General features: G+C 73.3%; 23 protein-coding genes. 14 read left to right on the forward strand and 9 right to left on the reverse strand.

Annotation, left to right across the window (positions count from 1 at the left end):
* Window positions 1-332: 332 nt before the first annotated feature.
* Window positions 333-1556, reverse strand: a complete 1224-nt coding sequence (locus ACZ4W9_RS32480) for an MFS transporter (protein WP_467941797.1) — start codon at window positions 1554-1556, stop codon at window positions 333-335.
* A gap of 95 nt (window positions 1557-1651) precedes the next feature.
* Here ACZ4W9_RS32480 and ACZ4W9_RS32485 point away from each other — a divergent pair, with 95 nt between their 5' ends.
* Entirely contained in the window at window positions 1652-2116 is a 465-nt protein-coding gene (locus ACZ4W9_RS32485; protein WP_467941799.1) for a winged helix-turn-helix transcriptional regulator, read from the forward strand.
* Window positions 2117-2262: 146 nt separating this feature from the next.
* Window positions 2263-2685, forward strand: a complete 423-nt coding sequence (locus tag ACZ4W9_RS32490) for a hypothetical protein (RefSeq protein ID WP_467941801.1) — start codon at window positions 2263-2265, stop codon at window positions 2683-2685.
* Between the two features lie 75 nt (window positions 2686-2760).
* Here ACZ4W9_RS32490 and ACZ4W9_RS32495 read toward each other — a convergent pair whose 3' ends face one another.
* The 4 genes from ACZ4W9_RS32495 to ACZ4W9_RS32510 all read right to left on the reverse strand — a co-directional run bounded on the left by ACZ4W9_RS32495 (window position 2761) and on the right by ACZ4W9_RS32510 (window position 5015).
* On the reverse strand, window positions 2761-3729 hold the full coding sequence (locus ACZ4W9_RS32495; protein ID WP_467941803.1) for a RimK family alpha-L-glutamate ligase: 969 nt from the start codon (window positions 3727-3729) through the stop codon (window positions 2761-2763).
* Window positions 3730-3832: 103 nt separating this feature from the next.
* Complete coding sequence (locus ACZ4W9_RS32500; protein ID WP_467941805.1) at window positions 3833-4213, reverse strand: hypothetical protein; 381 nt, start codon at window positions 4211-4213, stop codon at window positions 3833-3835.
* Window positions 4214-4356: 143 nt separating this feature from the next.
* Window positions 4357-4743, reverse strand: a complete 387-nt coding sequence (locus ACZ4W9_RS32505) for a hypothetical protein (RefSeq protein ID WP_467941807.1) — start codon at window positions 4741-4743, stop codon at window positions 4357-4359.
* Window positions 4744-4793: 50 nt separating this feature from the next.
* On the reverse strand, window positions 4794-5015 hold the full coding sequence (locus ACZ4W9_RS32510) for a winged helix-turn-helix transcriptional regulator (RefSeq protein ID WP_467941809.1): 222 nt from the start codon (window positions 5013-5015) through the stop codon (window positions 4794-4796).
* Here ACZ4W9_RS32510 and ACZ4W9_RS32515 point away from each other — a divergent pair.
* Entirely contained in the window at window positions 4924-5334 is a 411-nt protein-coding gene (locus ACZ4W9_RS32515; RefSeq protein ID WP_467941845.1) for a hypothetical protein, read from the forward strand. The two genes, ACZ4W9_RS32510 and ACZ4W9_RS32515, sit on opposite strands and share 92 nt — an antisense overlap.
* 16 nt (window positions 5335-5350) lie before the next feature.
* Window positions 5351-5716 (forward strand): DUF5825 family protein, encoded by a 366-nt coding sequence (locus tag ACZ4W9_RS32520; RefSeq protein ID WP_467941810.1) that lies wholly within the window; start codon window positions 5351-5353, stop codon window positions 5714-5716.
* Here ACZ4W9_RS32520 and ACZ4W9_RS32525 read toward each other — a convergent pair.
* The 4 genes from ACZ4W9_RS32525 to ACZ4W9_RS32540 all read right to left on the reverse strand — a co-directional run bounded on the left by ACZ4W9_RS32525 (window position 5695) and on the right by ACZ4W9_RS32540 (window position 9184).
* On the reverse strand, window positions 5695-5985 hold the full coding sequence (locus tag ACZ4W9_RS32525; protein ID WP_318205449.1) for a DUF6355 family natural product biosynthesis protein: 291 nt from the start codon (window positions 5983-5985) through the stop codon (window positions 5695-5697). The two genes, ACZ4W9_RS32520 and ACZ4W9_RS32525, sit on opposite strands and share 22 nt — an antisense overlap.
* A gap of 226 nt (window positions 5986-6211) precedes the next feature.
* On the reverse strand, window positions 6212-7012 hold the full coding sequence (locus ACZ4W9_RS32530) for a GNAT family N-acetyltransferase (RefSeq protein WP_467941812.1): 801 nt from the start codon (window positions 7010-7012) through the stop codon (window positions 6212-6214).
* Between the two features lie 382 nt (window positions 7013-7394).
* Window positions 7395-8354 (reverse strand): amidohydrolase family protein, encoded by a 960-nt coding sequence (locus ACZ4W9_RS32535; protein WP_467941814.1) that lies wholly within the window; start codon window positions 8352-8354, stop codon window positions 7395-7397.
* 29 nt (window positions 8355-8383) lie between these two features.
* Complete coding sequence (locus tag ACZ4W9_RS32540) at window positions 8384-9184, reverse strand: arylamine N-acetyltransferase family protein (protein ID WP_467941815.1); 801 nt, start codon at window positions 9182-9184, stop codon at window positions 8384-8386.
* Between the two features lie 310 nt (window positions 9185-9494).
* Here ACZ4W9_RS32540 and ACZ4W9_RS32545 point away from each other — a divergent pair, with 310 nt between their 5' ends.
* From ACZ4W9_RS32545 to ACZ4W9_RS32590, 10 genes are all read left to right on the forward strand, one after another.
* Entirely contained in the window at window positions 9495-10028 is a 534-nt protein-coding gene (locus ACZ4W9_RS32545; protein WP_467941816.1) for a quercetin 2,3-dioxygenase, read from the forward strand.
* Window positions 10029-10172: 144 nt separating this feature from the next.
* Window positions 10173-10931 carry an SDR family NAD(P)-dependent oxidoreductase gene (locus tag ACZ4W9_RS32550; protein WP_467941818.1) on the forward strand — a complete coding sequence of 253 codons (759 nt, stop codon included), beginning with the start codon at window positions 10173-10175 and terminating at the stop codon, window positions 10929-10931.
* A gap of 247 nt (window positions 10932-11178) precedes the next feature.
* The gene (locus ACZ4W9_RS32555; RefSeq protein ID WP_467941820.1) at window positions 11179-12375 is read left to right on the forward strand and encodes an MFS transporter; all 1197 of its coding nucleotides are present in this window, start codon (window positions 11179-11181) and stop codon (window positions 12373-12375) included.
* A gap of 154 nt (window positions 12376-12529) precedes the next feature.
* The gene (locus ACZ4W9_RS32560) at window positions 12530-13108 is read left to right on the forward strand and encodes a TetR/AcrR family transcriptional regulator (protein WP_467941821.1); all 579 of its coding nucleotides are present in this window, start codon (window positions 12530-12532) and stop codon (window positions 13106-13108) included.
* A 105-nt stretch (window positions 13109-13213) separates the two neighbouring features.
* The gene (locus tag ACZ4W9_RS32565) at window positions 13214-13531 is read left to right on the forward strand and encodes a helix-turn-helix domain-containing protein (protein ID WP_467941823.1); all 318 of its coding nucleotides are present in this window, start codon (window positions 13214-13216) and stop codon (window positions 13529-13531) included.
* Between the two features lie 414 nt (window positions 13532-13945).
* Window positions 13946-15121 carry a 3-deoxy-7-phosphoheptulonate synthase gene (locus ACZ4W9_RS32570; RefSeq protein ID WP_467941825.1) on the forward strand — a complete coding sequence of 392 codons (1176 nt, stop codon included), beginning with the start codon at window positions 13946-13948 and terminating at the stop codon, window positions 15119-15121.
* Between the two features lie 57 nt (window positions 15122-15178).
* Window positions 15179-15949 carry a 2,3-dihydro-2,3-dihydroxybenzoate dehydrogenase gene (locus ACZ4W9_RS32575; RefSeq protein ID WP_467941827.1) on the forward strand — a complete coding sequence of 257 codons (771 nt, stop codon included), beginning with the start codon at window positions 15179-15181 and terminating at the stop codon, window positions 15947-15949.
* A gap of 22 nt (window positions 15950-15971) precedes the next feature.
* Entirely contained in the window at window positions 15972-16631 is a 660-nt protein-coding gene (locus ACZ4W9_RS32580) for an isochorismatase family protein (protein ID WP_467941829.1), read from the forward strand.
* 29 nt (window positions 16632-16660) lie between these two features.
* The gene (locus tag ACZ4W9_RS32585) at window positions 16661-18553 is read left to right on the forward strand and encodes an anthranilate synthase family protein (protein ID WP_467941831.1); all 1893 of its coding nucleotides are present in this window, start codon (window positions 16661-16663) and stop codon (window positions 18551-18553) included.
* On the forward strand, window positions 18541-18882 hold the full coding sequence (locus ACZ4W9_RS32590) for a hypothetical protein (RefSeq protein ID WP_467941832.1): 342 nt from the start codon (window positions 18541-18543) through the stop codon (window positions 18880-18882). Before ACZ4W9_RS32585 ends, ACZ4W9_RS32590 begins: the two co-directional genes overlap by 13 nt.
* The last annotated feature ends 237 nt before the right edge of the window (window positions 18883-19119 follow it).

Consider the following 19119-nt stretch of genomic DNA (forward strand, 5'->3'; position numbering starts at 1 on the left):
TCGAGCGTGACGCACGCCTTCCTTGACAGTTTCCTCTCAGCGCGACGGTCCGGCCACCGGCGTCACTCGGGGGCACACCGGGGCCACCCCCCGTCACCGTCGGCACGGAAGACCCGGCGGCCTTCCCGGACCGGCACACGCGCCGGGCGTCCGTGCGGCGTCCTTCCGCGGCGACCGCGACGCGACCGCACCGACACCACCGGCAGGGGCGCCACGGCAGGGCACCACCCGGCAGGGCACCACCGGCAGGGCACCACCGAGGCCGCCTGGCCCACCCGCGCCCCCGAAGCGGACGCCGGCCCCACGACGCGACCGCATAGGCGGCGCCGGACTCACGAGGGGCGGGTCGTCGCCCACAGCAGCAAGGCGGCACAGCTGAAGGCCGCTCCAAGGACGGTCACCCCGGTCCATCCCGCCGCCGCGTACGCCAGGGAGGAGCCGGTGGCGCCGAGGGCGCTGCCGGCCGAGTAGAAGATCATGTAGCCGCCGATGATCCGGCTTCCCGCGTCCGGGCGCACCGCGTGGACGAGGGTCTGGTTGGTGACGTGCACGGCCTGGACGGCGAAGTCCAGCAGGACCGCCCCGACGGCGGGCGCCCACAGCGACTGCCGGGTGAACGCCAGCGGGAGCCAGGACAATGCGAGCAGGACCAGCGCGCCGCCGGTGGTCCGCCGGGCGAGCCCCCGGTCGTTCCATCGGCCGGCGGCGCCCGCGGCCAGGGCACCGGCCGCCCCGGCGAGCCCGAACGCGCCGATCGCGGTGTGCGACAGCGACCACGGGGGGCCGCTGAGCGGCTGGACGACGCTGCTCCACAGGGTGCTGAAGGCGGCGAAGACGAGGAGTGCCAGCGTGCCGCGGACCCGGAGCAGGCGGTGGCGGGCGAACAGGGCGACCGTGGACACGAGCAGGCTCCGGTACGGGAGCCGGGCGTCCGGGGGCGGGCCGCCGGCCGGCAGGGCGCGGCGCAGCAGCACGGCGAGCGTGGCGGTGAGGGCGGCCGAGAAGAGGTAGACGGACCGCCAGCCGGCCAGGTCGGCCAGCACGCCCGCCACCGCGCGGGCCAGCAGGATGCCGGTGATCACCCCGCTGGTGACCGCTCCGACGACCCGGCCCCGGAAGGCGGGGGCGGCGAGGCGGGCCGCCGCGGCGACCATCGTCTGGGCGACGACGGCGAGCGCGCCGACCGTCGCGAGGGCGGCGAGCAGCGCGGCGGTCCCGGGTGCCAGCCCGACCGCCAGCAGGGCGGCGGAGAGCAGGCCGAGCTGGAGCGTGATCAGCCTCCGCCGGTCGGCCAGGTCGCCGAGCGGGACGAGCAGGAACAGACCTGCCGCGTACCCGAGTTGGGTGACGGTGACAAGGGTGCCGAGCAGGGCCGGGCCCAGCGAGAAGCGCTCGCCGAGGGTGACCAGCAGGGGCTGGGCGAAGTAGACGTCGGCCACCGCGCTGCCGCAGGCGACGGCGAACAGCAGGACCAGGCGCGTCGGCGGCGGTCCGGCCGGTGCGAGCGCGATGTCATGGGCCGTCCGTGCGCTCGCGGTGGAGCGGTCACTCGGCATACGGCACCCTCCCCAGATGGTTGCAAGTTGCTACCGGACGGACTCTAGGCCGCACTGGTAGCATGTTGCAACCGCAAGTGAAGGAGGGGAGCCCGATGGTCGCCCGCACCCGGCTCGACGCCGACCCCTGCCCCGTCGCCCGGTCGATCGACGCCATCGGCGACTGGTGGTCGCTGCTGATCGTGCGCGACGCCTTCGACGGCAGCCGCCGCTTCGGCCAGTTCCAGCGCAGCCTGGGGATCGCCAAGAACATCCTCACCACACGGCTGCGCGCGCTGGAGCGGGCCGGGGTGATGGAGACCGTGCCCGCCTCGGACGGCAGCCCCTACCAGGAGTACGTGCTCACGGAGAAAGGACGCGGCCTCTTCCCGGTGATCGTCGCGCTGCGCCAGTGGGGCGAGGCGCACTGCTTCGCCCCGGGGGAAGCGCACTCGCGGCTCCTCGACCGGCGCGACCGGCGCCCGCTGGGCCCGCTGGAGATCCGCACCGGCGACGGGCGTCCGATCGGCCCGGAGGAGACGGTCGTCGAGAAGGTCGACCCCGCCGACGGCACCCGCTGAAGGGTCCCGCCGGGGACAGGTCGCACCCGCGTCGAACCGCGCGGCCCTTGACCAGCGAAAGCGGGGTAGTCGTAGCGGGGAACGGCACTTCGGCGTACACCGACCGAGGGTGGGCCGCCCTCGACACGACAAGGAGATACCTCTCCATGAGCACCGCACACCCCGTGCCCCTCGACTTCTACGACCGCGACGGTGCCGACGGCTACTCCGCCGGCCGTGCGGAACGGGGAGTCCGCCCACGACGGATCGCGGCGGTGCCGGCTCCCCGAGGACGTGCTTTTCCGCACGCGCCCGCCGATCAGCTTCCCGGACCGGAACGGCGGCCGCGCCTGATACCCCCGCTCACCGCCGTCATCCCGTCGTCGGCCGCCGACGCCGTCCACGACGCCGCGCACGCGACCGCCGCCCGGTTCCGGCAGGGCGCCTACTCCCTGCCCTGCCCGGAGTGCCGCGTGCCGGCCGGCATGGTGTGCCGCGGCCGGCACATGCACACCGCCCGCCGCGACGCCTACCGGCAGAATCCCGCGCCCACCGGCCCGGCGCCCCTCTTCGGGGCGCGTGCGCGATGAACGCCTTCACGACGGCCGAAGCCGCGGGAGGGGCCGCGGTCCGGGCGAAGCGCTCCCGGCAGCGCCAGGCTCCGGCTACGGCGGGGACGGTCGGGGCGGGCCGGTTCGGTCGAGGGCGGACAGGCGCCGGGTGACGCAGGCGGTGATGGCCGGGACGACCGCCGTCAGCTCCGGGCGCCAGCCCGGCACGGCGTTCACCTCGCAGAGGGTGTAGGTGTCGTCGGCGGCGAACAGCAGGTCCACCCCGGCGATGTCCAGGCCGAGGACGCGGGCCGCGCGCACCGCCAGCTCCTCCGCGCGTGGATGACGGCCCGGGCACGGGGTGGCCGAGCCGCCCTTGGCGATGTTGGCGGCCAGGGCGCCGTCGGGGGAGGTGTGCAGGACGGTGCCCACCGGTTCGCCGTCGACCACGATGACGCGCAGGGTGCGGCCGTGCGAGGTGGCCACGTGTTCCTGGAAGAGGAACGGCGTCTCCTGGGTGAGGCTGCCGGCCACCTCCCGCAGCAGCCGCGGGTCGGGGGCCAGGAAGACCTGCCCGCCCTTGGCGCCGCCGACGGACTTCACCACGCACGGCGTGTCCAGGCCGGGGGTGCGGACGACACCCTCCAGCGGGGCGGTGGCGTAGGAGAGGGTGTCGGGCACCGGCAGTCCGGCCAGGGCGAGTTCCTGGAGCTGCCAGATCTTGTTGCGGGACGTGAGCTGGGCGTCGAGTGTGTTGACGAGGGTGCTGCCCATGCGTGTCAGGTGGCGCAGCAGGGTCACCTCGCGGTCGTCGCGCATGGGGCCGGCCACCTGACGGACGCACACCACCCTGGGGGCGGGCAGCTCCATGCCGCCGAGGGTGCGCAGCGTCAGCCGCCCGCCCTGGACCCCGAAGAGCAGTTCGTCGGTGTGCCAGACCGCGAAGCGGGGGCCGTGGGCGTCGGCGAGCGCCGCCGCCAGGTCGCGGGTGGAGCGGCGCAGCTCGGACGGCCGGTGCCGTACGAGCATCCATACGTCGGCGGGTGCCGGGATTCCCGGCACGGCCCGGTGCTGATCGACCACGCCGGCTCCTCCGCCTCGCCGCCCACCTCCCGTGGGCCCTCGCGGGCCAGTCTCGCAGCCGCGTGATCGCGGTGTCACGGGAGGTGCGGCGGACGGGCCGGGGTCAGTTCAGCGGCGCGGGGGCCGGCGTGCCGTAGAAGGTGAGCGCCGGCCAGCCCCGTGAAGCGAGCAGTTCGTTGATCGCGCCGGCGATCTCCTGCGGGGTGACGACGTACGCCGCCGGCGTCTCGGAGTTCGTGACGCTGAACTTGATCTGCAGTTCGGACGGCATGTCGTTGCCGGTGTTCCGGTCCACCCGGCCGGTGAAGAGCGTCCCCGCGGGGAAGTCGGCCGCCGTGCTCGTCGACGCGGCCTGGGCGGCCTGGGCGGTTTGCGCGGCCGGAGCGGCCTGGGCCGGCGATGCCGAGGCCGTACCGGCGATCACCGCGCCGGCGGCGGTCGTTCCCGTGTAACCGATCAGGGATCGTCTCGAAATGCTGCTCATGTCTCCCCCTCCTCCAACGGCCGTCGGGGTGTTCCCCGAGGCCACCGCTTGATCGTAATCACATTCGAAGAGCATCGGGGCAGAATGACGTCGTCCGTTTCGCGCCCGCCCCCAGGCCCCGGCGCGCGACGGCGGGCCGGCCGTCATCCCCGGCGGAGGGACAGCCGGTGTCCGCTCGTCGCGTCGGTCACGGTCCTCGGCCCGAGGGCGGTACGCAGGACCACCCGGACCTGGCCTACGCGGGCCACGGCCGGGCACTTCACGTCGCGCCCCGCCCGGGTGGTGATCCGCGCGGTGAGGGAGACGTCCTCGGCGGTCTCGGAGACCCCCAGACGCGGAGGGCCGTCGCACCCGCCCGACTCGACCGTGACGGTGAGGACGCGGCCGTCGCCGCTCACCCCGACCGGCCGGGTGATCGGCTCCTTCCTCGTGACGGTCCGCACGCCGGAGCCGGCGTCCCGGACCGAACAACCCGTCAGACCGGCCAGCAACGCGGCGGCCGCCACCGGCACGAGCCGGCGTACCCACACATGAGTCCTCACAGCAGATCGACGCCGGCGGGGGCCGATACGTTCGGTGGTCAGGCGGAGGGATCCCGGCGTGCCGTCCCCCACTCCCACATGCCGCGCACCACCGGCTCCAGCGCCCGGCCGGGGCCGGTGAGGACATAGCGGACCCGGGGAGGCCGGCCGGGAGTCCGGTGGCGTTCGATGACGCCGCTGAAGATTCCGCCGTTGCGCTCCGGTCCCGCCACGAGCGCCCCGGACCGGGAGCGGGCCGCCGTCTGCCACTGTCTGCTCATCGAGACGGACGCGGACGGGCTGGCCTTGGTGGAGAGCGGCCTCGGCACCGGCGATCTGCGCCGCCCCGTGAGGTCGCTGGGCGCGGAGGCCCGTGTGCACCAGGCCACCGCGCCCGCGCTCCAGGCCCGGACCGGCGCCGTGCCGGCCACCGCCACCACGGGCGCCGCCGCCCTCGCCCCCGTCCTCCCCGGGGCGCTCGCCGACCGGGTCTCCCCCGCCGCGCCCGCGGCCTGCTGCGGTGCGCTGCTGGTGCTGCTCGCCACCCATGGCTCCCGGCGCCCGGTGCGCGGCGCCCTCACGGCGGAGGCGGCCGGATGAGCGGCGGCTACCAGGTGTGCCGGGCCGCCCTGCCGAGGTGTGCGCCGCCGACCCGGCGAAGATGGTGTTCACCGCCGACGCCCGGGGACGGTGCGAGGTCTTCGCCCGGGACGCCGGCACCCGCCGCGCCCGGCAGGTCATCCGGCGCCCGCGCGGCACCCTGCACGGTGCCGTCGACCGGGACGGCCAGTACCCGTGCAAGTGCCGGTGGCGCAAGGGCCCCGGTCTCGTGCAGATCCGGGACCGCCGCTGGGGAGAGCTGAGCCGGTTCACCGCCGACGAGCCGCACCACGCGGAGATGATCGAGCGGCTGGCCTACGGAGCACCGGCCCGAAGACCATCTGACCGCGGGCCGCCGTTTCAGCAGGTGCGGCCGACGTAGTAGGCACCCTGGATCTTGCTCGCGGAGCCGAGCCAGGTCCGGCCGGGGCCCACGCACCGCTCGTAGTCGGACGCCAGCGCGACCTGGACCTTGATCACCACGTGGGAGCCGTCGGAGGTGCAGTGGTTGTAGTACGCGTCGGCACTGGTCTCGTAGAAGCCGCAGGGGTCGGCGGCGGCCGGGTTCGCGGTGACGGTGCCGGCGCCCGTGAGGGCGAGCGCGACGGCGACGGTTCCGAGGGCACTGGTCAGCAGACGGCGGACGGACACGGCGGACTCCTCGTCAACGGGTGGGAGGCGGGAAAGGGCGGTACCGGAAGTGGCGGGGCCGCTCGGCCGGAACACGACCATGGTCACGGAGCACAGGGTCCGACCCGCCGCCCGCCGCCGGCTTTCACCCGGGGAATCATTTCCTCACTGCGCCGAACGGGTCACCGTCTGGACACGGGTCCGGAGCCGCGGTAAGGCAGCGGTCCGGGCGGCCGGACGGCACAGGTCACTGTTTCAATCCGTAGAAAGCGACCGGCGAGTTCGGCCTGAAACCGATCCTGGGGTACACCGGCGCCCCCGCCGCCGTCGCGTGCAGGGTGGCGCGGGTCAGACCGGTGGCGCGGGCGCCCTCGTACAGGGCCTTGCGCGTCACCGTCTCGCCGTAGCCCCGGCGTTCCCATTCCGGTGCGGTGGCGACGAGCACGACGAACAGCCGTCCGTCCGCCTCCACCGTCGCGGCGCAGGTCACCGGGACGCCGTCCCGCAGGCCGAGGTAGGCGTGCGCCCGGTTCTTCCACAGGGTGGACCCGAGGAGCCCGTCGCGGCCGTCCTCCAGCGGGAAGCCGTAGGCGCGCGAGTTCAGGTCCGCGTAGGCGCGCAGGTGTTCGTCGGTGGTGACGCGGACGAAGGTCAGCTCGGGGTGGGCCGGTTCGGGAAGGGGCAGGAGGTCCCCGGCCATGCCGGTGCCGGGGAAGGCGTACTCCAGGCCCGCCTGCCCGGCCGCCGTCCGGAGCGTGGCGCGTGCCTCGGCGTCGAGGAGGTCCTCGAAGAGCCACAGGAATCCGGGGTGCCGCTTGGCGCGCATGATGTCCGCCGCCCGGCGCAGGCGTTCCGCGAGGAGTGCCGGGCCCGCGTCGGTCTCGGTCAGCGTGACGCAGTTCCAGAACGCGAACCGGCAGTCGGCCCAGCGGACGGCGATGCCCGGCAGGTCCCGCACATCGGCGTCGGGATCGCGGTCGAGCACCATGGCGCGCCAGACCAGCGCGAGTTGTTCCATCGATTCGATCGACTCCGCACGATCCGTCATCCGGACTCCTTCGGCGGTGGGGTGGCAAGTCCTCCCAGTAATACGCCACTTGTCCGTGCGGCGTCGCGCGCCCCGGCCGGCGCACGGGGTCGTGCCGCGCGAGCGCGTGCCGGTCCGGTTCCGCCGGACTCGGTTGTGCGGGGACGCGGCGAGGGGGCCGGCGGATCACGGTGTCGGGCAGGTCGACGCCGATCCGTTCCCCGGCGCGGACGCGGCCGGCGCGGACATGCGGAACCGGCCGGGTTCCGGTCCGGTCGGCAGGCGGCGCGCACAGCGCGTCGGTGTGCCGCCGCACGGCCGGTGCGCACCGCCCGGCGCCGTCTCACCAGGGGGAGGGACCCATGCCGAAACTCCGTGCGGCCCTCGTCACCGCGAGACGGGCTCAGGCCCCCGCGAGCCGGGGGAACAGCGCCAGTGCGTTGCCGCGGCCGATGGCGGCGCGCTGCCGGTCGTCCCAGCCGGGGTAGCGGGTGAAGCCCTCGACGTTCTCGGTGGTGTGGGAGGCCGGCATGAACGGGTAGTCGCTGCCGAAGAGGATCTTGTCGGGGGCGGCCAGCTCGGTCAGGGCGGGCAGCGCGTACGGGGTGGCGGACATGGCGATGTCGTAGTAGATGCCGCGCAGTTGGCCGATCACGTCGGCCGGGGCCCGGTCGGTGAGGTACTTGCCGATGGTCGGCCCGTAGGTGAGGCGCTGGGCGAGGAAGGGGAGCGTGCCGCCCGCGTGGGAGACGATGAGCTTGAGGTGCGGAAGGCGTCCGAGTACACCGTTGAACAGCAGGCTGACCACGGTACGGGTGGTCTCGAAGGTGAACTCGTACAGCGACGGCGGCAGGTCGAAGGTCGCCAGGTCCTTCGCGGGCGGTGTGCCCGGGTGGACGTGGACCGGCAGGCCCCGCTCGGCGATCTCCGCGAGCAGCGGCTCGAACTCCGGGTCGCCCAGGTAACGGTTCCCGTAGCTGGTCAGCAACCCGATCCCGTCCAGCCCGAGTTCGTCGATGGCGTAGGCCAGCTCGTCCTTGGCGGCGGCGACGTCGGGCAGCGGCAGGAGGGCGAAGGCGCCGAAGCGGCCGGGGTGGGCCGCCACGGTCTCGGCGAAGAACTCGTTGACCTGACGGGCCAGCCGTCGGGCGTCGTCGCCGGCGGCGAAGGTGACGCCGGGGGCGGTGATGGACAGCACGGCGGCGGCGATGGAGTGGCGGTCCATCACGTCGAGGCTCGCCTCGGCGCTCCAGGTGGGGTAGTCGACGCCGGGGATGGCGACCCGGTCGCCCAGCGCCTTGGCGTAGGCGGGCGGGATCGCGTGGTGGTGGACGTCGATGAGACCGGTCGGCTGCTGCGTCATGGTGGGTGTCTCCGTGGATCGGTGGTACGTCAGGAGTGCTCGTGGGCGTCGGCCGTGGGCGGGACGGAGGCCAGCTCGATGCCGAACACGGTGCGGTAGGCGGCCAGCAACGCGGCGTCGCCGGCGAGGTGTTCCTTGGTCTTGCCGTCCCCCGTGGTGCGGGTGAGGGTGCGCCCGGCCAGGGTGACGCGGCCCTCCGCGGTGGGCAGGGTGCACACCTGCCGGGTGAGGAAGGGAGAGTCCTCGCTGCTGCGCAGCCACCAGGTCATGGCGGCGAAGTCGGCCAGTTCGCGCGGGCGCTGTTCCAGGCGGTACTGGAGTTCGCCGTCCCGCAGCAGGTCCAGATCGCCGTGGGCCGCCTCGGTCAGCCGGAAGGTGCCCTGGGCGTCGGCCTGTTCGCCCCGCTCGGCCAGGCGCAGCGGGTGGCGGAAGGCGTTTCCGTAGCCCACGTCCGCCAGGAACGGTCCGTGGCCGTCCTCGCTGAGGACCCGCAGGGCCATGTGCCCGAGCGGCGGGGTGAAGCCGTTGTCCTCCATGACCCGGGCGGCCAGCGGTACGACGTCGAACCCGAGGGTGCGCAGCAGCTCGTGGAAGGCGCCGTTGAGTTCGTAGCAGCAGCCGCCCCGGTTGCGGCCGATGACCTTTTCGAGGGCGGGGGCGCCGAGGCCGATGGGCGGGCTGGGCCTGCCGTAGGCGAAGTCGATGTTCTCGAACGGGACGCTCAGCACGTGCCGTTCGTGCAGGTGGGCCAGGGCCGTGGCGTCGGCACGCTCGGGGCGTTTGGCCCCGATGCGCTCCAGGTAGGCGTCGACGGTCGCTGAGTCGAGCATCAGGACCGCTCCCGTGCACGGTGGGAGGTGCTGTGCGGTGGCGCGGTACGCAAGGCGATGTCCTCTCGGCAGGTGGGTGCACCGACATTGCAGCGGGCGCGGCCGGATCCCGCATCACGTGTCCGCGGGATGCGGGGAACGGGAGCGGGCGCACGTGCGCGGTGCGGGCGGCGGGCCGGTGTCCCTCCGCGGGCACCCCGCGATCACGTGATGTGTGTCCGGTCCGGCCCGGCCGAGACTCGGACGGAATCCCGGACGCCGGGCCGTCCACCGGGCGGCGCGGCGCGTTGACCGACCAGAGGAGACCTTGATGGCCGACGAGGAAGTCCACCCCGAGGCGAAGACCGGACTCGAACCGCGGGTGCTGCACGTGCCGGCCGGTGAGGGCCCGAAGATCTGGATGTCGGGCGACACCTACACGCTCAAGGCCACCTCGGAGAACACCGGCGGCCGGCTGTCCTTCAGCGAGGCGTCCATCCCGCCCGGCGCCGGCCCGGTGCCGCATGTCCACCTCGACGCCGACGAGGCGTACTACATCCTCAACGGCGAGCTGGAGGTGCTCGACGGGGAGCGCCTGATCACGGTCGGGACCGGTGACTTCGTCTTCATTCCCCGCGGCACCCTGCACCGGTTCCGGAACACGGGCGTGGACGCGGCGCGCATGGTGTTCCTGTTCACTCCCGCCGGGTTCGACAAGTTCTTCCTGGAGGCCGGCAAGCCCGCCGTCGCCGGTGTTCCCCCGCAGTGGGACGAGGACGACGAGCTGCGCGTGCTGGAGATAGCGCCCCGGTACAGCTGGACCCCGGGGGTGGACGTCCCGGCGGAGGAGCGGCCGGGACGGTGAGCGCGGGACCGGTGCCGGCGGCATCCGGTCCGGTAGTGGCGTGGATACGGGATGGCCGGGGCGCGAGCCGGGGCCACAGTGGTGTGGGGGCGGTGCGCGGGAGGTGCGCGCCGCCGCGTTTTCGCATGAGGAATGGATGGGAACATGACTGCTCGCTTCGTCGGCAAGGTCGCGCTCGTCACCGGAGGCGGCAGCGGGATCGGACGGGCCACGGCCGAGGCGTTCGCCCGCGAGGGGGCCACGGTGTGTGTCGCGGGCCGCAACGAGCAGCGGCTGAAGGAGACGGTCGCCGCCATCGAGGCCGCGGGCGGCACGGCCGCCCATGTCGTCGCCGACATCTCGGAGCCGGCCGGTGTGGAGGCGATGGTGCGCACCGCCGTGGAACTCTACGGCCGTGTCGACATCGCGTTCAACAACGCGGGCATGACGCTGGTCGAGCGGATCGTGGACGTCCGGCAGGAGGACTGGGACCGGCTGCTGGCGACGAATGTCACCGGTATCTGGCAGTGCATGCGGCACGAGATCCTCCAGATGCGCCGGCAGGGCGGAGGCGTGATCGTCAACACGGCCTCCAACGCGGGCACCCACATCACCATGCCCACGCTGGGCGCCTACGGCGCGACCAAGGCCGCCGTCACGGCGCTGACGGCGGCCGCGGCCAAGGAGCACATCGGCGAGGGGATCCGCATCAACGCCATCAGCCCCGGCCCCATCCGCACCGAGCTGCTGCGCGAGCCGGGGGACACCGACGCGGACATCGACGCGCGCTACGTGCCGATGATCCCCCTCGGCCGCATCGGCAGCGCGCAGGAGGCCGCGGCCGCGGTGCTGTGGCTCGCCTCGGACGACTCGGCGTACACGGTGGGGCACGACCTGGTGCTCGACGGCGGGATCACCGCCTAGCCGCGGGCCCGTCACACGGGGAGGCAGGCATCCCGCGGATGCCTGCCTCCCCTCTTCGCGTCCGTGCCCGCCGGGAGGCGGACCGGCTCGACACGGCGCGTCCGAGGTGACAGACTGAACCCGATTTTTGGATCAGGTGAATCAAAAAAGTGTACCGTTCACCTCGGCAGTAACGACCAGGCCAACTGGCCGACTTGAAAGGTTTTGACATGCAGTCAGCACCCCGCGACCGGAAGGCGGCCCTCTGATGCCTCTCGCAGTCTTCGTCCTCGGCCTCGCGATCTTCTGTCTGAACACGACGGAGGTCATGGTGGCCGGACTGCTGCCGTCGCTCTCGGACGGCCTCGACGTCTCGATCACCGCCGCGGGCAACCTGGTCACCGTCTTCGCGCTCGGCATGGTCTTCGGCGGCCCGGCGATGACGCTCGCGCTCATGCGGGCGCCCCGCAAGCTGTCGATGGTGAGCATGATGGTGCTGTTCCTGGTGGGCCAGACCATCGGCGCCCTGTCCTCCGAATACTGGGTCATGGTGATCGCCCGGATCCTCACGGCCCTGGCCACCGCGGCCTTCTTCGGGCTCGCCGCCTCCGTGTGCGCCAACCTGGTCCCGCCGGACAAGATCGGCCGGGCGCTGGCCATCGTGTTCGGCGGCTTCATGGTGGCCAACGTCTTCGGTCTGCCCCTGGCGACCCTCATCGACCAGCACATGGGCTGGCGTGCCGCGTTCTGGGCCGTGGACATCCTGGTCGCCCTGTGCCTGGTGCTGGTGCTGATCACGGTCAAGCGGGCCCCGGCCCCCGAGGGGCTGGACGTCCGCTCGGAGCTGTCGGTCTTCCGCAGCGGCCGGCTGTGGGGCGCCTTCGCCACCAACGCCCTGCTGATCGGCGGCGTGTTCGCCACCTTCGCCTACCTCTCCCCGGTGCTGACCAAGATGGCGGGCTTCTCCGAGGACATCGTGCCGCTGCTGTTCGTCCTGTACGGCGTGGGCACCGTCATCGGCAACGTCGTCCTCGGCCGCCTGGCCGACGCGCACACCATGCGCATCCTGTGGCTGGGCGGCGTGGTGCTGACCGTCCTGCTGGGCCTGTACGCGCTCGTCGCGACCAACCAGGCGCTCTCCCTCGTCGCCCTGTTCCTGCTGGGCTTCACCGGACTCCCGCTCAACCCGGCCATGGCCTCGCGGGTGATGAACCTGTCCAACAGCGGTGCCCTGATCAACACCATGAACACGGCGACGATCTGCGCGGGCATCACCATCGGCTCCTGGCTCGCGGGCGTCGGCATCGACGCCTACGGCTACCGCGCCCCGATGTGGGTCGGCGCGCTGCTCACGCTGGGCGCGCTGGTCACCCTCCTCGTCGCGCGGGTCACCGACCGGCACCACGTGGAGAACGACCGCCCCGCCGCCGCCCCGGCGGACCTCGAGTCCGCTGCGAGCGTGTGACCACGCACCACCCCCGCGGCGGCGGAGGTCCGGGCTCACCACGCCCGGCCCTCCGCCGCCGTTCCCTGTGCCGGCCGCCACCGCGCCCCTCGGCCCCGCGATCTTTTCCGCGCGAATTTTTGCGCAATCGATCCAAAACGGTTAGGTTGGCTCCATGGGGAGGCCCAGGAAGTTCGACGAGACGAGCGCCCTCACCGCGGTCATGAACACGTTCTGGCAGCGTGGATACGAGGGGACCTCCACCCGTGACCTGGCCCAGTCCACCGGCATGGGACTGTCGAGCCTGTCGAACGCCTTCGGCGACAAGCGGCAGCTGTACCTGCGTGCGCTGCGCCGCTACTACGAGACCAACACCGCCGTGCAGACCGAGCTGCTGGGGCAGCCGGGCCCGGTCAAGGACCGGTTGCGCAACCTGATGGTGCAGGCGATCGACATCGATCTCGCGCACCCGCCCTCGCAGGGCTGCCTCATCATCAACGCCTCGATCGAGATGGCCAACACCGACCCCGAGGTGGCACAGGAGGTGCAGCGCCACTTCACCACCGTGGAGGAGGCCGTCCGCTCCGCCCTCGCCGAGGGACAGCGCAGCGGGGAGATCACCCGCGAACGGGACGCCACGGCACTCACCCACCACGTGCTGAGCAGCTACTACGGCCTGCGTGTGCTCGCCCGCGTCCAGCCCGACCGCACGGCCCTGATGAACGTCGTGGAGACCATGCTGGCCGGCCTGTGACCCACCGCGCCCCGTGCGTGAACCGCTCCGGCCGCGGCGTTCGGACCTGACGGACTGACCGCCCCGGCGTTGCCGCCCCCGGGTCCGGCGGAAAGAGTCTTTCACGTGACCTACACCATCGCAGCCGACCGGACCACCCGCCCGACCTCCCCCGCCACCGCCACGGTGGGCCGCACCCGGCGCACGGCCGCGGTCCACCCGGGCTGGGCGAGCCTGACCCCCGCAGAGCTGCGGGTGGCGCGCCTGGTGGCCGAGGGACTCACCAACCGCGCCGTCGCCGAGCGCCTGTGCATCTCCCCGCACACGGTTGACAGCCATCTGCGGCACGTCTTCACCAAGCTGGGCATCTCCAGCCGCGTCGCCCTGGCCCGGCTCACGCTGATCCACGACCACATCAGGGCGGACGAGCCGGGCGACCGCTAAGCCCTGTCGGCAGACTACGGCCGGCCTTCCGGGGTGGCGCGCGCGACGAGGCGCCGCCGACGGCCCCGGGAGGCGTACCGACCGGTCTCTCCAACTCCCTTTGCAGGAACAGCAGTTCACGGTAGGACGCGCACCGTCCCGGCCTCTGCCCCGTACGTGACAGACTACGCGTCACCGCATTGCCGAACCGCACACATGTCCCGGACAGTGGTGTCCACGACGGGGCGCTTCGAGACACACGCCGGCGCCCCCCTCACCCCCACTACCCCGGCCTCAGCGCCGTACACGAGCCGCTGCCGGATGAAACACCGGGCGAGGAAACGGGCCGGTGCCCGCGTGCCCTGTGTTGTTTCGCGAACGATCACGCCCACCATCAGCCGGAGTCGCTCCGGCGTGCTCTGCCGAGGGAATCTGATGATCGACGTTGAGTCCCACCTCCGTTCCCTGCCCGCCCTCCAGCAGCCCGACTGGTCCGACCATCCCCGCCTCGCCGACGTCCGCACCCACCTGTCCCGGATGCCCGCCCTGGTCGACCTGGACGCGGTACGCCGGCTGCGCGCGCTGCTCGCCGAGGCCGCGGCGGGTCACCTCCAGGTCGTCCAGTCCGGCGACTGCGCCGAGGACCCGGCCGAGGCCACCCCCGACGACGTCGCGCGCAAGACCGCGCTGCTGGACATGCTCGCGGGGACGATGAAGCTCGCCTCCGGCAAGCCGGTCCTGCGGGTCGGCCGGATCGCGGGCCAGTTCGGCAAGCCCCGCTCCAAGCCGACCGAGATGGTGCACGGGGTCGAACTGCCCGTCTACCGCGGCCACATGGTCAACCGGCCCGAACCCGACGCCGAGCTGCGCCGCCCCGACCCGGGCCATCTGCTCACCGGCTACCGCGCCGCCAGCGACACCATGCACTACCTGGGCTGGCTCGGCTCGGCGGGGCGCCGCCCGGAGTTCGGCGCCCCGGTGTGGACCAGCCACGAGGCACTGCTGCTCGACTACGAACTGCCCCTGCTGCGGCGCGAACCCGACGGCTCGCTGCTGCTGACCTCCACCCACTGGCCGTGGGTGGGCGAGCGCACCCGCGGGCTGGACGGCGCGCACATCGCGCTGCTGGCCGCCGTCTCCAACCCGGTGGCCGTCAAGGTCGGGCCGGGCATGACGGCCGAGGAGGTCCTCGCCCTGTGCGAGAAGCTGGACGCCCACCGCAGCCCGGGCCGGCTCACGCTGATCTCGCGCATGGGCGCGCGGAACGCGGCCGAGAAACTGCCGGCGCTGGTCGAGGCGGTCGCCCGCGAGGGGCACCCGGTGCTGTGGCTGTCGGACCCGATGCACGGCAACACCGTCACCGGTCCCGACGGCCTGAAGACCCGCCTGGTCAAGACCGTCGTGCAGGAGATCCGGGCGTTCCAGGAGGCGGTGCGCGCCCACGGCGGCACAGCGGCCGGCCTGCACCTGGAGACGACGCCCGAGGCCGTCACCGAGTGCGTCTCGCACGACATCAGCCTGGAGCGCATCGGCGACAAGTACCTGAGCTTCTGCGACCCGCGCCTGAACCCGCGCCAGGCCGTGGAGGCGGCCTCGGCCTGGCGGGGCTGAGCCGGCGCCCGCCCCACCCTTTCCCACCGACACACACCACGTACGGAGGTTCCGACCGTGCAAGAAACCCTCGCCCTGGTCACCGGGGCGGCCGGCGGCATCGGAGAGGCCATCACCCGGCTGCTGGCCGAGCAGGGCACGGCGGTGGCGGCCGTGGACCGCGACGCCGAACGGCTGGCCGAGACCGCCGCCCTGCTGCGCAAGGAGGGCCTGGCGGTGACCGAGTTCGCCGCCGACGTCACCTCCGGCGACGCCGTGGCACAGCTCGTCGAGGAGGTCGAGACCCGGCTCGGGCCGGTGCACCAGCTGGTCAACGCCGCGGGTGTGCTGCGTCTGGGCCCCGCGCACACCCTGACCGACGAGGACTGGAACACCGCCTTCGCCGTCAACGCCACCGGTGTGTTCCACGTGTCGCGGGCCGTGGTCCGCCGCATGATCCGGCGCCGCCGCGGCGCGGTGGTCACCGTCGCCTCGAACGCAGCCGGCACGGCCCGCGCCGACATGGCCGCCTACGCCGCGTCCAAGGCCGCCGCCACCGCCTTCACCAAGTGCCTGGGGCTCGAAGTGGCGCCGTACGGCATCCGCTGCAACGTGGTGGCCCCCGGCTCCACCGACACCCCGATGCTGCGCGGCATGCACACCGCCGACACCGCCGCCCGGGCCTCCGTGGCGGGCCGCCCGGAGCAGTACCGGGTGGGCATCCCGCTGGGCAAGGTCGCCCTCCCCGAGGACGTCGCCCGGGCCGTCGCGTTCCTGCTCTCCGACGCCGCCGGCCACATCACGCTGCACGAACTGACCGTGGACGGCGGAGCCACCCTCGGTGTCTGACGACGAAAGGACCCACCGCACGATGCCCGGCATCCCCCCCGTCGAGCCCTACCCCATGCCCACCGCCGAGGAGGTGCCCGAGAACACCGTCGACTGGCGGGTGGACCCGCGGCGCGCGGTCCTGCTGCTGCACGACATGCAGGAGTACTTCCTCGAGCCGTTCCCCCGGGACGCCGAACCCGGCCGGGCCCTGGTGGACAACACGGCCCGCCTGCGCGCGACCTGCAAGGCGCTGGGCATCCCGGTCGCCTACACCGCGCAGCCCGGCAGCATGACCCCCGAACAGCGCGGCCTGCTCAAGGACTTCTGGGGCCCCGGCATGCGGGCCACGCCCGAGCACCGCAAGGTGGTCTCCCCGCTGGAGCCGGACGACGGCGACTGGACCTTCACCAAGTGGCGCTACAGCGCCTTCTTCAAGTCCGACCTGCTGGAGCGCATGCGCTTCCACCACCGCGACCAGCTGATCGTCTGCGGGGTGTACGCGCACGTGGGCGTCCTGATGACCGCGGTGGAGGCGTACACGAACGACATCCAGGCGTTCCTGGTGGCCGACGCGGTGGCCGACTTCTCCGCCGGCTACCACCGGCTGGCCCTCACCTACGCCGCCGAGCGCGCCGCGAAGGTCGTGACCTCCCGGGCGGTACTGACCGAACTCGACGCGGCCACCGCGGCGGCCCGCTGACGGCCGTCGCCGGCGAAAGGACCCACACCATGGCAAGGAACGAGGACGCCGAGCGCCTGCTGGCGCGCATCCTCGACGGATCGGCGGGGGCGTTCGCGCTGCTGCACCGTCCCGAGACGGCGGGACCGGACACCCTGGAGCTGCTGACCGGCGAGGTGACACGGGCCGACACGCTCGCCGGCCTGGAACTGAAGGAGACGGCGGGCACCGGCGCCCGCCAGGAGCTGCTGGCCCTCGTCCCGTACCGGCAGCTGGCCGAACGCGGCTTCGCCGCCCCCGACGACGGCACCCCGCTGCTGGCGATGCGCGTGGCCGAGCAGGCCGCGCTGCCGCTGCGGCGGGCCCTCGCGCTGCTGCCCGACCATCCGGTGAAGATGACCGAGGAGCGCTTCGACGTCGACGACGACGCGTACGCCGAGACGGTGCGCCGGGTCGTCGCCGACGAGATCGGCACCGGCGAGGGCGCCAACTTCGTGATGAAACGATCCTTCACCGCTCTGCTGCCCGACTTCGACAGCGCCGCCGCCCTGTCGTTCTTCCGCCGCCTGGTGGAGCGGGAGGCGGGCGCGTACTGGACCTTCCTCATCCACACCGGCGAGCGCACGCTCGTGGGCGCCACCCCCGAACGGCACATCAGCGTCCACGACGGCAACGCCGTGATGAACCCCATCAGCGGCACCTACCGCTACCCCGGCTCCGGCCCCGACCTGCCCGGTGTACTGGACTTCCTCGCCGACGAGAAGGAGGCCGACGAGCTGTACATGGTCGTCGACGAGGAACTGAAGATGATGGGCCGGATCTGCCCCGCGGGCGGCCGGGTGCGGGGACCCTACCTGAAGGAGATGGCGCGCCTGGCGCACACCGAGTACTTCATCGAGGGCCGCACCGACCGCGATGTGCGCGACATCCTGCGCGAGACCCTGTTCGCCCCGACGGTGACCGGTTCCCCGCTGGAGAGCGCGGCCCGGGTCATCAGCCGGTACGAGCCGCAGGGGCGCGGCTACTACAGCGGGGTCGCCGCCCTGATCGGACGGGACGCCGCCGGCGGGCGCACACTGGACTCCTCGATCCTGATCCGCACCGCCGACATCGACGCGGACGGGCGGATGCGCATCGGGGTGGGAGCCACCCTGGTACGCCACTCCGACCCCGCCTCCGAGGTGCAGGAGACGCGCGCCAAGGCCGCCGGCCTGCTGGCCGCGCTCGGGGACGCCGAACCCACCCGGTACGGGTCCCACCCCGCGGTGCGCGAGGCACTGGACTCCCGCAACGACGGCATCGCGCGGTTCTGGCTCCGGGAGCCGGCCGCGCCGGGCGGACACACCGGGCCGCTCGCCGGGCGCAAGGTGCTCGTCGTCGACGCCGAGGACACCTTCACGGAGATGATTGCCCATCAGATCCGGTCGCTGGGCTGTGAGGTGGCGGTGCGGCGCTTCGACGAGCCGTACGACTTCGACGCGCACGACCTGGTGGTCATGGGGCCGGGACCGGGCGACCCGCGCGAGACGGCCCACCCGAAGATCGCCCACCTGCGGGCGGCGGTGGCCCAACTCCTGGAGGAGAGGCGGCCGTTCCTCGCGGTGTGCCTCAGCCACCAGGTACTGAGCACACTCCTCGGCCTGGACCTGCGGCGCCGGCCGGCCCCCAACCAGGGTGCCCGGCACGTGATCGACCTCTTCGGCAGCACCGAGCGGGTCGGCTTCTACAACACCTTCGCCGCGCACAGCGACGCCGGCCGCTTCGAGCACCCGGTGTACGGCACCGTCGAGGTGAGCCGGGACCCGGCCACGGGCGAGGTGCACGCGCTGCGCGCCCCGGGCTTCGCCTCCATGCAGTTCCACGCCGAGTCCGTGCTGACCGTGGACGGGCCGCGCATCATCGGCTCGCTGCTGACGGAGGTGGCCGGCACATGCACGCGGTGATCGCCTGGTGGGACCTGGGCCGCTCGGCGCAGACCATCGCGTCCCTGCGCGACTTCCTGCGCGAGGAGGCCGTGGACCGCTTCTCCCGGATGCCCGGGCTGCGGCTGAAGTTCTGGATCTCCGACGAGGCCACCGGCCGGTGGGGCGCGGTGCTGCTGTGGGAGTCCCGCGAGGCGGCCACGGCGCCCGTGCCGAACCGGGCCGCGGAGCTGATCGGCTATCCGCCCACCGAACGGTACGCGTTCGACGTGGAGGCCACGGTGGAGGGCGAGTTCGCCCTCGCCGCGCTCTCGGGCCGGGGACTGGCCCTCGCACCGGCCACCGGCTGACCGATCGCGGCCCCGGAGCCCTGAACCACCGCGACCGGGAGGTCCCGGCCCGGCACCGGCCGGCCGGGACGCTCCCCCCGGACCCGCGTACGCCGCCGGCCACTCTCCCTCCGGCGGCGGGCGGGACCCCTGCCGGGGGGGGGGGGGGGGGGGGGGGGGGGGGGGGAGGGGGGGGGGGGGGGGGGAGCGGGGGGGGGGGGGGGGGTGCGACGCCCGTATAACCTGGCTCGATATGCA

The sequence above is a fragment of the Streptomyces sp. NPDC029296 genome (assembly GCF_055569255.1).

Coding starts and splice junctions, on each gene's coding strand:
- ACZ4W9_RS32480 (WP_467941797.1), bottom strand. CDS start 1,556: ATGCCGAGTGACCGCTCCACCGCGAGCGCACGGACGGCCCATGACATC.
- ACZ4W9_RS32485 (WP_467941799.1), top strand. CDS start 1,652: ATGGTCGCCCGCACCCGGCTCGACGCCGACCCCTGCCCCGTCGCCCGG.
- ACZ4W9_RS32490 (WP_467941801.1), top strand. CDS start 2,263: ATGAGCACCGCACACCCCGTGCCCCTCGACTTCTACGACCGCGACGGT.
- ACZ4W9_RS32500 (WP_467941805.1), bottom strand. CDS start 4,213: ATGAGCAGCATTTCGAGACGATCCCTGATCGGTTACACGGGAACGACC.
- ACZ4W9_RS32515 (WP_467941845.1), top strand. CDS start 4,924: ATGACGCCGCTGAAGATTCCGCCGTTGCGCTCCGGTCCCGCCACGAGC.
- ACZ4W9_RS32510 (WP_467941809.1), bottom strand. CDS start 5,015: ATGAGCAGACAGTGGCAGACGGCGGCCCGCTCCCGGTCCGGGGCGCTC.
- ACZ4W9_RS32530 (WP_467941812.1), bottom strand. CDS start 7,012: ATGACGGATCGTGCGGAGTCGATCGAATCGATGGAACAACTCGCGCTG.
- ACZ4W9_RS32535 (WP_467941814.1), bottom strand. CDS start 8,354: ATGACGCAGCAGCCGACCGGTCTCATCGACGTCCACCACCACGCGATC.
- ACZ4W9_RS32540 (WP_467941815.1), bottom strand. CDS start 9,184: ATGCTCGACTCAGCGACCGTCGACGCCTACCTGGAGCGCATCGGGGCC.
- ACZ4W9_RS32545 (WP_467941816.1), top strand. CDS start 9,495: ATGGCCGACGAGGAAGTCCACCCCGAGGCGAAGACCGGACTCGAACCG.
- ACZ4W9_RS32550 (WP_467941818.1), top strand. CDS start 10,173: ATGACTGCTCGCTTCGTCGGCAAGGTCGCGCTCGTCACCGGAGGCGGC.
- ACZ4W9_RS32555 (WP_467941820.1), top strand. CDS start 11,179: ATGCCTCTCGCAGTCTTCGTCCTCGGCCTCGCGATCTTCTGTCTGAAC.
- ACZ4W9_RS32560 (WP_467941821.1), top strand. CDS start 12,530: ATGGGGAGGCCCAGGAAGTTCGACGAGACGAGCGCCCTCACCGCGGTC.
- ACZ4W9_RS32570 (WP_467941825.1), top strand. CDS start 13,946: ATGATCGACGTTGAGTCCCACCTCCGTTCCCTGCCCGCCCTCCAGCAG.
- ACZ4W9_RS32580 (WP_467941829.1), top strand. CDS start 15,972: ATGCCCGGCATCCCCCCCGTCGAGCCCTACCCCATGCCCACCGCCGAG.
- ACZ4W9_RS32585 (WP_467941831.1), top strand. CDS start 16,661: ATGGCAAGGAACGAGGACGCCGAGCGCCTGCTGGCGCGCATCCTCGAC.
- ACZ4W9_RS32590 (WP_467941832.1), top strand. CDS start 18,541: ATGCACGCGGTGATCGCCTGGTGGGACCTGGGCCGCTCGGCGCAGACC.